This window comes from Acidimicrobiia bacterium (assembly GCA_040880805.1).
GTDB lineage: Bacteria > Actinomycetota > Acidimicrobiia > IMCC26256 > DASPTH01 > DASPTH01.
The window spans coordinates 1-10,746 of the sequence record JBBDHW010000064.1 but is presented as its reverse complement, the minus strand read 5'-3'; the positions used below and the strand labels follow the sequence as shown (position 1 = coordinate 10,746).

Sequence of the window (10,746 nt, the reverse complement as noted above, 5' to 3'; positions counted from 1 at the left end):
GCGCGCCTCGACTCGACCGGCGCGCACGACGTCCGCGCGGTCGTGGTGCGCGGGCTTCTGGTCGACGTCGCAACGCTGCCCCCGCACGAGCCCGGATGGGTCACACGCGTCGGGAGCCGGCTCCGGGGCCGGTATCTCCGGTTCACGGAGTCGGGCTCGTTCGTCGTGGTCGTGGACGGGTTGCTCCTCTTGATGGCGGTGGCCAAGGTGCTCTTTGCCGTGGGTCTCGCGACCGACGGGCGTGGTATCCGCGGGTTCGCGGAGTGGGCGTCCGTCGTGTCGTCGCTGGTGGCCGGCGTGTTGATCGTCATCGGGGCGATCCGGCTCCGGCGCTCACGCCTCGACGCGCTGCGGTGGTTCGACCGTGGTCTCCTCGTCGAGATCCTCGTGACCCAGGTGTTCGTGTTCCAGCAGCGCCAGCTCGAGGGTCTCGCCGGTCTCGTGTGGACGATCGTGGTCTGGCTCCTCGTCAGGTCCGCGATGACGGCCGAGCGCGAGCGCGTGAGCCTCGAAGCCGCCGATTCGGTTGCGCCTGCCGCGCGAGCGGTTTCGTAGACTCGTCCAATGGCGCCCGAGAAGCCGAGCCTGGAGGGGCTCGAGGAGAAGTGGTCGGCGGCCTGGGAAGCCGACGGCACGTACCGCTTCGACCGGTCGAAGCGTCGCGCCGAGGTCTTCGCCATCGACACGCCCCCGCCCACCGTGAGCGGATCGCTCCACATGGGCTCGGTGTTCGGCTTCGTGCAAACCGACGCCATCGCCCGGTCGCGGCGGATGCGCGGACTCGAAGTGTTCTACCCGATGGGGTGGGACGACAACGGCCTCCCCACCGAGCGGCGCGCGCAGAACTACTACGGCGTGCGCTGCGACCCGTCACTCCCGTACGACCCGAAGTTCGAGCCACGTGCCAAGCCGCCCAAGACGCCCGAACGGATCTCGCGGCGGAACTTCGTGGAGCTCTGCCACCGCTTGACCGCCGAAGACGAGCAGGCGTTCGAGCAGCTCTGGCGCCGAGCCGGACTGTCGGTCGACTGGACGATGACATACGCGACGATCGGCGAGGCCGCGCAGCGGGTCGCGCAGCGCGCATTCCTGCGGAACCTTGCCCGGGGTGAGGCGTACCAGTCCGAGGCACCCGCGCTGTGGGACGTCGACTTCCGCACTGCGGTCGCGCAGGCCGAGCTGGAAGACCGCGAGACGCCCGCCGCCTACCACGCGGTCAAGTTCGCGCGCGCCGATGGCGTTGGTGGCGACGTCGTCATCGAGACGACGCGCCCCGAGCTCATTCCCGCATGCGTCGCGCTGGTCGCGCATCCCGACGACGAGCGCTACCGAGAACTGCTCGGCACCGAGGTGTTCACGCCACTGTTCGGCGCGAAGGTGCCGGTGCGTGCCCACGGGCTCGCCGATCCCGAGAAGGGGTCGGGGATGGCGATGATCTGCACGTTCGGCGACACCACCGATGTCACGTGGTGGCGCGAGCTCCAGCTTCCCGCGCGCGCGGTCGTGGGCTGGGACGGTCGGCTCGCGTCCGCGCCGCCCGAGCTCGCGGGTGAGGTGTGGTCGGACGCCGCGCGCAGCGCATACGAGGAGCTCGCGGGCAAGACCGTGAAGCAGGCGCAGACGCGCATCGTCGAGCTGCTGCGCGAGTCGGGCGATCTCGTGGGTGAGCCGAAGCCGATGACGCACGCGGTCAAGTTCTACGAAAATGGCGACCGGCCGCTCGAGATCGTCACGACCCGTCAGTGGTACATCCGGAACGGCGGGCGCGACGACGCGCTCCGGGCAGAGCTCCTCGAACGCGGCGAGAAGCTGATCTGGCACCCCGATCACATGCACGTGCGCTACCGGCACTGGGTCGAGGGGCTCAACGGCGACTGGCTCGTCAGCCGGCAGCGCTTCCTCGGCGTCCCGTTCCCGGTCTGGTACCGACTCGACGACGACGGCAGCCCCGACTACGACGCCCTCTTGCCGGCGTCGGAGGACCGCTTGCCCGTCGATCCGTCGAGCGAGCCGCCGGACGGCTTCGACGAGGACCAGCGCGGCAAGCCCGGCGGCTTCATCGGTGACCCCGATGTAATGGACACGTGGGCGACGTCGTCCCTCACCCCGCAGATCGCGTGCGGATGGGAGACCGACCAGGATCTCTTCTCGCGCACGTTCCCGATGGACCTCCGGCCGCAAGGTCCCGAGATCATCCGCACGTGGCTCTTCGACACGATCGTCCGCTCGCACTTCGAGCACCACGAGCTGCCGTGGCGCGACACCACGATCAACGGTTGGATCCTCGATCCCGATCGCAAGAAGATGTCGAAGAGCAAGGGCAACGTCGTCACACCGATGAAGTTGCTCGAAGACTTCGGCTCCGACGCAGTGCGGTATTGGGCCGTGCGCGCGCGACCGGGTGTCGACACCGCCTTCGACGAAGGCGAGATGAAGATCGGACGCCGGCTCGCGATCAAGATCCTCAATGCGTCGAAGTTCGCGCTGGGCGTCATGGGTGACGAGGCTCCGCCTACCGGTGCGATCGACTCGCCCCTCGACCGTTCCATGCTCGCGGCGTTGCACGAGGTCATCGACACCGCCACACGCTCGTTCGACGACTTCGACTATGCCCGTGCGCTCGAACACACTGAGCGCTTTTTCTGGGGCTTCTGTGACGACTACCTCGAGCTCGTGAAGCAGCGGGCCTACGGCTCGTTGGGTGACGACGCGGCGCGTTCTGCACGCGCGGCCCTCTCGCTTGCGCTGTCCTCGCTGCTGCGGTTGTTCGCACCGCACTTGCCGTTTGTCACCGAAGAAGTGTGGTCGTGGTGGCAAGAGGGTTCGGTACACCGCGCCGCATGGCCGACCGTCGAAGAGCTCGGGGTGCAAGGCGTTGACACGAGCGTCTACGACGTCGCGGCGGCGGTACTGGGTGAGATCCGCAAGGCGAAGAGCTCGGCGCACCGATCCATGCGCACGGAGGTGACACGCGCGGTCGTGTACCTCCCGCCCGAACTTTCGCGACCGCTGGAGCTCGCGGTCGACGACGTGCGCGAGGCGGGTCGGGTCACGAGCGAGCTCGACGTCGAGGCCGGTGACGAGCTCTGGGTCGACGTCGAGCTTGCCGATCCCGACGCGGAGCGAAACGGGGGCGAGCCGGGTATCCCGGCTCGCAGTTGAGCGACCAATGATGGCGGCGTAGGGATCGAGGTGGAGCCCCGCGCGGTGAGGGCCTGGCTCGACGACCACATAAATCTGGAGCGGAAGGTGGGTGTCCCCGTCGGGTCCCGGCGGCGGCTGTCGCCGGAGCCGCTCTCCAGGATGGAGTCGTTGATCGAGCTCCTCGGCTCTCCGCAGCTCCAGTACCCCGCCATCCACATCACCGGTACCAACGGCAAGACCTCCGCGGCGCGCATCGCAACGGGCCTCCTCGTCGACGCCGGCCTGTCGGTGGGCACCGACACCAGCCCCTACCTGGAGCGCTTCAACGAGCGGATCGCCTGGAACGGCGAGCCCATCCCCGATGACGAGCTCGACCGGATCCTGGGATGCATCGCCGAGATCGAGCCCCTCCTCCCAGACCGGCCCAGCTACTTCGAGATCATCAACGCGACGGCCTTGGAGTGGTTCGCCGACATCGCCGTCGATGTCGCAGTGATCGAGGTTGGGCTCGGCGGTACCTGGGACTCCACGAACGTCGTCGACGGCCGGGTGGCGGTGGTCACCAACGTCGAGCTCGACCACGTGGAGTATCTCGGACCGGCACGACGCGACATCGCCGCCGAGAAAGCCGGCATCGTGAAGCCGGGATCCACGCTCGTGCTCGGCGAGACCGACCGCGAGCTCGTTCCGATCTTCATCGAGCGGAATCCCGAGCGCGTCGTGGTGCGCGACGCCGACTTCGGAGTCACCGCCAACACGCTCGCACTCGGTGGGCGCGTGATGGATCTTTTCACGCCGTACGCGACATACCCCGAGCTCTTTCTTCGTCTGCACGGCGCGTACCAGGCTGACAACGCCGTCGCCGCGCTCACGGCCGTGGAATGCTTCCTCGATCGTCCGCTCGGCTACGACATCGTCTCGGACGCGTTCGCGTCCGTCGAGTCGCCCGGAAGGCTCGAAGTGGTCGGGCACAATCCACTCGTCGTCATCGACGGTACGAAGAACATCGCCGGTGCTCGCGCGATACGCGCGGCACTCGACGAAGAATTCCCGCGCACCGAACGCACGTGGGTGATCGGCGTGCTGCGTCAGAAGGACGCGCGCGAGATGCTCGACGCTCTCGGTGTCAGCGAGGTCGACCGCGTCGTGTGCTGCCGTCCCGAGATCCCGCGCGCGCGCGATCCGGAAGACGTCGCGGACGCTGCTCGCGCACTTGGAGTTCCAGCCGACCGCGTCGACGTGATCGACCGTGTCGCCGACGCCGTACGGCACGCCATCGCGCAGAGCGCGATCGACGGCCAGGTGATCGTCGCCGGCTCATTGTACGTTGCCGGTCCGGCGCGCACCGCACTGCTGCACTAATCTGCCGCCCGATCATGGGTGACAGGACGCTCGTTCTCTGCAAACCCGACGCGGTCGAGCGGGGGCTCGTCGGCGAGATCGTGGCCCGCATGGAGCGACGCGGGCTCACGATCGTCGCGATGGAGCTCCGAACGATCGACATCGACCTCGCGGGCCGCCACTACGAAGAGCACCGCGGCAAGGCCTTCTACGACGATCTCGTCGCCTTCATCACACGCGGACCGCTCGTGGCGATGGTCGTCGAGGGCGAAGAAGGCACGTGGCAGGTGCTCCGCACGATGATGGGTGCCACGAGGCCGCGTGAGGCTGCGCCGGGAACGATTCGCGGCGATCTCGCCCTCGAAACCACTGAGAACCTGGTCCACGGCTCGGACAGCGCGGAAACCGCGGCCCGTGAGATCGCGCTCTTCTTTCCGGATCTGCCCGCCAAATAGTCCGGGCGAATAGGCCGGGGAAATAGGGGTCGCACCGGCGCGTCGAGGGGCACCTTGACTAGCCTGTGGTCCAAACCGAGCCCCCTCCGGAGACTCTCTATCGTGCCCGAGCCCTGGTTCCAGTCCTTCGTCGGCCGTGACATGGCGGTCGACCTCGGCACGGCCAACACGCTCGTGTACGTCCGCGGCAAGGGCATCGTGCTCGACGAGCCTTCGATCGTCGCGATGGACACGCGCAGCGGCCGCCCGATCGCGATCGGCACCGAAGCCAAGCGCATGCTCGGGCGCACGCCCGGCTACATCGAGGCGGTCCGCCCGCTGAAGGACGGCGTCATCGCCGATTTCGACATGTGCGAGAAGATGCTGCGCTACTTCATCCAGCGGGTGCACCAGCGGCGCTGGGCGAAGCCGCGGATGGTCATCTGCATCCCCTCGGGGATCACCGGCGTGGAGCGCCGCGCGGTGCAGGAAGCCGCCGAGTTTGCCGGCGCACGAAAGCCGGTGCTCGTGATCGAGGAGCCGATGGCGGCGGCGATCGGCTCCGGGCTCCCGGTGCACGAACCCGCAGGGAACATGATCGTCGACATCGGCGGCGGCACCACCGAAGTTGCGGTGATCTCGCTCGGTGGCATCGTGGTGAGCGAGTCGAGCCGCGTCGGTGGCGACGAGTTCGACGAGGCGATCATCAACTTCGTGAAGCGCGAGTATTCACTCGCGCTCGGCGAGCGCACCGCCGAGGAAGTGAAGGTGCAGCTCGCGAGCGCGTGGCCGCTCGAGGAGGAGATCTATGCCGAGGTGCGCGGCCGAGATCTCGTGAGCGGCCTTCCCAAGGTCATCGTGATCTCTACGCTGGAGATCCGTGAAGCAATCGAAGAGCCCACGGCCGCGATCGTCGACGCGGTGAAGGTCACGCTCGACAAGACACCACCCGAGCTCGCGGCCGACATCATGGAACGCGGCATCGTCATCACCGGCGGCGGCGCGCAGCTCATCGGTCTCGACAACATCATCCAGGCCGAGACGGGCATGCCGGTCCACCGGGCAAGGCGCCCCCTCTACTCGGTGGTGCTCGGCTCGGGGCAGTGCCTCGAGAACTTCGACGTGCTCCACCAGGTCCTGAGCACCGGCCCACAGGACTGACCGCGCCCGAGTGGGCGCGCCCTTGCAATCATGGTTGTGTACCGCCAGGATCGCCGCCGCCGAATCACACTGGTGATGTTGATCATCACCTCCCTCGTCCTCATCACCCTCGATCAACAGGGCACCGGCGTGGTGGCAACGCTCCGGTCCGGCGCCCAGGACGTGATCGCGCCTCTGCAGGACCTTGCCGACGATGCGATCTCGCCGGCCACCGACTTCTTCGACAGCCTCGGCCGCGCCGATGAGTTGCAATCCGAGAACGAACGCCTGCGGCGGGCGAACGCCGGCCTCGAGAGCCAGATCGCGGCCAACAAGTCGGCGGTCGCCGACGCGCAGGGAGTCAAGGAGCTTGTCGACCTACCCGACGTCGCCGACTACGACAGCGTGTTCGCCAGCGTCGTCGACGGCTCGACCGGCAACTTCGAGCGCACGTTCCAGATCGACAAGGGCAGCGACGACGGCATCGCGAACGACATGGCGGTCGTCGTCGGTGCGCACGGTGGCGCGCTCGTCGGCAAGATCACGTCGGTGTCGAAGTCGCGCGCGACCGTGCAGCGTATGGACGACCCGGAGTTCGGTGTGGGCGTGCAGCTCCTCGATCCGAGTGGCGCACTCGGTCCGATCGGGCTGGCGAACGGCCAGAAGGACAGCACGTTCCTCGAACTGCAGATCCGTGACTCGACACAGAAGCTCGCGAAGGGCGAGTACGCGATCACGCGCGGTCTCAACGAGTCGCCGTTCCCGCGAGGCCTGGCGGTGGGCACCGTGGTCCACGCGGTCGATCCGTCCACTGCGACCGCCGAACGAGCCGCGCTCCGGCCGATCGTCGACCTCGACCGGCTCACGATCGTGAAAGTCCTGCGTTACCAACCGCCGGCCACACCATGATCCGACGAATCCGGCTCGGATTCGTCGTCGTCACCTGCGTCGTGCTGCAGACGACGCTGTTCACGCACTTCCGCATCGACGGCGTCGCGCCCGACGTCGGCCTGGTGGCCGTGCTCGCGGTCGCGTACTACGAGGGTGCAGAGTCGGGCGCCTGGTTCGGTTTCGTGATGGGAATCGCGATCGACTTGTTCCTCTCCACGCCGCTCGGGCTCTCCGCACTGTCGTACGCGATCACCGGGTATGCCGTGGGCGTGTTCCAGGCCGGGATGGTGCGGAGGCCACCTGCGATCGCGCCGTTGCTCGGCGGTATCGGCGGCTTCTTCGGAGGCCTCGTGTTCCTCTCGGTCGGCGCGGTGATCGGGCAAGAGGGCTTTCTCTCGCTCTCGAGCTTGAAGACAGTCGCGATTGCTGCGTTCTACGACGCGTTGATCGCGCCCGCCGTGTTCCCGCTTGTTCGCAGGGCTGCACGGCACTCCGAGGGCCGATCCACCTGGCGGGTGGCGCGATGACCCCGACCGCGCCCGCGTTCGCACCGGCCCATCGGCGACAATGGCCAGCCGTGGCGGCGGAAGGACGACCCAACCCGGGTTCGAGCGGACGGACGCCGTGAGGCAGGAAGTCGACACGAGGGGACGCCTCGTCGTCATCGGGCTGGTGGTCGTCGCTTTGCTCGCGGGGCTGCTCACCCGGGCCTGGTTCCTGCAGGTCGCAGGAGGCGAGAAGCTGGCCGTCGCCGCGCAGACGAATGGTGACAAGGTGGTGCAGGTGCCGGCGCTCCGCGGCCGCATCCTCGACGCCAAGGGACGCGTCCTTGCGGAGACCCGAGCAGTCACCACGTTGGTGGTCGACCGGCAGAAGCTCACCTACGCGACGAGGGTCCGGCTCGTACCGAACCTGGCGCGTGTCCTCGGCATCTCGACGGGAGAGGTCGACAAGCGTCTCGACGATCCGAACAGAGAGTTGTTCGAAGCAGTGACCGTCGCCGAGCGTGTGAACGTCGATCAGGCGCAGTACGTGTGGGAGCGCCAGGACGACTTCCCCCAAACTCGCGTCACGTCGAGCTTCTTGCGTGTGTACCCGGCGGGATCGCTCGCGGCGCACCTGTTGGGCTACACGGGCCGGATCAACGCGGAGGAGTACAACGACAAGAAGGCGAAGGGCTACACAGCCGACGACACCATCGGGAAGGCGGGCATCGAGCAGACCTTCGAGACCGAGCTGCGGGGCGCACCCGAGCTCAAGGAGGTGCGCGTCGACAACCGCGGCGTGAAGGTGGGCGAGTCGATCGTCCGACAGGCAGAGCCCGGTCACGACGTGCAACTCGCGATCGACATCGACGCCCAGAAGGTTGCCGCGGACTCGCTCGAGCAGGGCATGCAGGGAGCACGCCACCTGATCGATCCCGACGGAGGTGGCTATTACCAGGCCACCGGGGGCGCGGTCGTCGTGCTCGACGCGCGTACGGGTGCAGTGGTCGCGATGGCATCGGCCCCGACCTTCGACCCCAACGTGATCGTCGCGGGCGGACTCCCTGCCGAGTATCTCGACCAGAACGGGTCGCTCCCGCTGATCGATCGCGCGCTCAGCCCGTACGCCCCGGGGTCGACGTTCAAGCTCTTCACGTCGATCGCCACGATCAAGTACGGCATCCGTGCTGCGGACGAGACGTACTACGACGACGGCTGCGTCCTGTTCGGGAACGACGAGAAGCGGTGCAACGCGCGGAAGATCAAGTACGGCATCGTCGACCTGCCGCGCGCGCTCACCGTCTCGAGCGACGCGTTCTTCTACAACGTGGGCAAGGAGTTCTGGTACGTCTACGACTCCAACGAGGGCAGCGACAATTCGCCCAGCCATCCGCGCGGCTACGGGATGCAGGAGGTCGCGCGCGCGTTCGGCTTCGGCGTGCCGACCGGGATCAGTCTCGGTGGGGACCAGTCGGGTCGGATCCCGGATCTCGCGTTCAACCAAGCCCTCAACAAGAGCAGCGACGACCCGACGTCGAGGACATGGCGGCAGGGTGACAGCGCGAGCCTCGCCGTCGGCCAGGGCGACGTGCTCGTCACACCGTTGCAACTGGCCGACGGCTACGCCGCGTTCGCCAACGGCGGCACGCTCCACAGCCCGCAGCTCGTCGTCGGCATCCACGCCAGCACTGCCGGGCAGCCGGAGGGCCAGCTCGGGAAGCTGCTCAGTCTTGTCGCCATGCCGGCTCCGCGCGACACCGGCCTGACGCCCCAGGTCCGCGACCCGGTGCTCGCAGGCATCGACGGCGCAGTGAACAGCCAGGAGGGCACGGCGTTCTTCTCGTTCAACACCTACGACGGCGTGCCCGTCGCGGGCAAGACCGGCACCGCACAGGCGGGGAAGGGCAAGCAAGACACGTCGTGGTTCGCGGGCATCGTGAACCCGGGCAAAGACCCGGCGCAGCCGCAGTACGTGGTGGTCGCGATGGTCGAGCAGGGCGGTTTCGGGGCCGACATCGCCGCGCCCATCGCTCGCCGGGTGATGGATTTCCTGAACGGCAACCCCGACCCGGCGCCCGTGCGCTACGCACCCGCGCCGGTGAAGAAGAGCGACTGATGGCGATGATGACGCGCCCGGCGATCGGTACGCGGAGGAGCCGCGACGCTCGTCTCGATATCGCGCCGGTGCGCCACTTCGACTTCCTGCTCGTCGGCGCAGTGCTCGCGATCGGCGCCATCGGTCTCGTCATGATCTGGTCGACTACGCAGCACCGCGTTCCCGGTGACGAGCTCTACTTCGTCAAGCGCCAGGCGATGTTCTTCGCGCTCGGTATCGTGGCCATGGTTGCCGTGATCGCGATCGACTACCGGAGTCTGCGCGATCACTCGATGTTCGCCTACTTCGCGACCGTCGGCCTGTTGCTTGCCGTGCTCGCGCCGCTCGGCTCGAACATCAAGGGCCACCAGGCGTGGTTCCAGCTCCCCGGTGGTTTCACGCTCCAACCGTCGGAGTTCGCCAAGTTCGGCATCATCGTGGCGCTCGCCGGCTACTGCAACCAATACCGCGGTGAGCTCGACGCGTGGCGTCTGGCGACGATCCTCGCGCTCGCGTCAGTGCCGATCGGGCTCGTGCTCCTCCAGCCCGACCTCGGGACGGTGCTCGTGCTCGTGGTGGTCATCGCGGGTTTGCTCACGGTGGCCGGCATCACCGGACGCCAGTTCCTCGTGCTCGCGCTGCTCGCGATCACCGGCGTGTTCGCCGTCGCGAACCTCGGGATCCTGAAGCAGTACCAGATCGACCGGTTCACGTCGTTTGTCGACCCGGGCAGCGCGAACTCGCAAGGCAACGCCTACAACCAGGAGCAGTCGAAGCAGGCCATCGCGCACGGCCGCTTCGGAGGCGAAGGTCTCGGCGAGGGTTCGCAGACCCAGGGCGGCTTCGTCCCCGAGCAGCACACCGACTTCATCTTCACGTCGGTGGGAGAGGAGCTCGGCTTCCTCGGAGCGGTCGTCCTGCTCGGGCTCTTCGCGATCGTGATGTGGCGAACCTGGCGAACCGCCCGGCTTTCCCGTGATTTCTTCGGCACGCTCGTGTGCGTGGGCGTGCTGTCGATGCTCGCGTTCCAGGTGTTCGAGAACGTCGGGATGACGATGGGCATCATGCCGATCACCGGCATCCCGCTCCCGTTCGTGAGCTACGGCGGGTCGTCGCTCATCACGAGCTTCGCGTGCGTCGGACTCGTGGTGAACGTCTCCATGCGCCGCTTCACCTGATCATTCGCTCGCTCTCTGCGAGGCGGGATACCCGCCTC

General features: G+C 67.6%; 9 protein-coding genes. All 9 read left to right on the top strand.

Translation table 11 applies throughout. From position 1 onward, the window contains the following. On the top strand, positions 1-555 hold a 555-nt coding region (locus WD271_16990), incomplete at its 5' end, for a hypothetical protein (protein ID MEX1009515.1). A gap of 9 nt (positions 556-564) precedes the next feature. Beyond that, positions 565-3,162 (top strand): valine--tRNA ligase, encoded by a 2,598-nt coding sequence (gene valS / locus WD271_16985; GenBank protein ID MEX1009514.1) that lies wholly within the window; start codon positions 565-567, stop codon positions 3,160-3,162. Between the two features lie 45 nt (positions 3,163-3,207). After that, complete coding sequence (locus WD271_16980; protein MEX1009513.1) at positions 3,208-4,506, top strand: Mur ligase family protein; 1,299 nt, start codon at positions 3,208-3,210, stop codon at positions 4,504-4,506. A 14-nt stretch (positions 4,507-4,520) separates the two neighbouring features. Beyond that, complete coding sequence (ndk, locus tag WD271_16975) at positions 4,521-4,940, top strand: nucleoside-diphosphate kinase (protein ID MEX1009512.1); 420 nt, start codon at positions 4,521-4,523, stop codon at positions 4,938-4,940. Positions 4,941-5,042: 102 nt separating this feature from the next. Then, positions 5,043-6,080 (top strand): rod shape-determining protein, encoded by a 1,038-nt coding sequence (locus WD271_16970; protein ID MEX1009511.1) that lies wholly within the window; start codon positions 5,043-5,045, stop codon positions 6,078-6,080. A gap of 78 nt (positions 6,081-6,158) precedes the next feature. Beyond that, positions 6,159-6,968 (top strand): rod shape-determining protein MreC, encoded by an 810-nt coding sequence (gene mreC, locus WD271_16965; protein MEX1009510.1) that lies wholly within the window; start codon positions 6,159-6,161, stop codon positions 6,966-6,968. After that, the gene (gene mreD / locus WD271_16960) at positions 6,965-7,477 is read left to right on the top strand and encodes a rod shape-determining protein MreD (GenBank protein ID MEX1009509.1); all 513 of its coding nucleotides are present in this window, start codon (positions 6,965-6,967) and stop codon (positions 7,475-7,477) included. Before mreC ends, mreD begins: the two co-directional genes overlap by 4 nt. A gap of 97 nt (positions 7,478-7,574) precedes the next feature. Beyond that, entirely contained in the window at positions 7,575-9,551 is a 1,977-nt protein-coding gene (locus WD271_16955) for a penicillin-binding transpeptidase domain-containing protein (GenBank protein MEX1009508.1), read from the top strand. After that, positions 9,551-10,708 (top strand): rod shape-determining protein RodA, encoded by a 1,158-nt coding sequence (rodA, locus tag WD271_16950; GenBank protein MEX1009507.1) that lies wholly within the window; start codon positions 9,551-9,553, stop codon positions 10,706-10,708. The genes WD271_16955 and rodA overlap by 1 nt, the downstream gene beginning before the upstream one ends. Positions 10,709-10,746 lie beyond the last annotated feature (38 nt).

What these genes read in the sequence shown, in the direction of transcription:
- valS (MEX1009514.1), top strand. Translation starts at nt 565, where the DNA reads ATGGCGCCCGAGAAGCCGAGCCTGGAGGGGCTCGAGGAGAAGTGGTCG.
- ndk (MEX1009512.1), top strand. Translation starts at nt 4,521, where the DNA reads ATGGGTGACAGGACGCTCGTTCTCTGCAAACCCGACGCGGTCGAGCGG.
- mreD (MEX1009509.1), top strand. Translation starts at nt 6,965, where the DNA reads ATGATCCGACGAATCCGGCTCGGATTCGTCGTCGTCACCTGCGTCGTG.
- rodA (MEX1009507.1), top strand. Translation starts at nt 9,551, where the DNA reads ATGGCGATGATGACGCGCCCGGCGATCGGTACGCGGAGGAGCCGCGAC.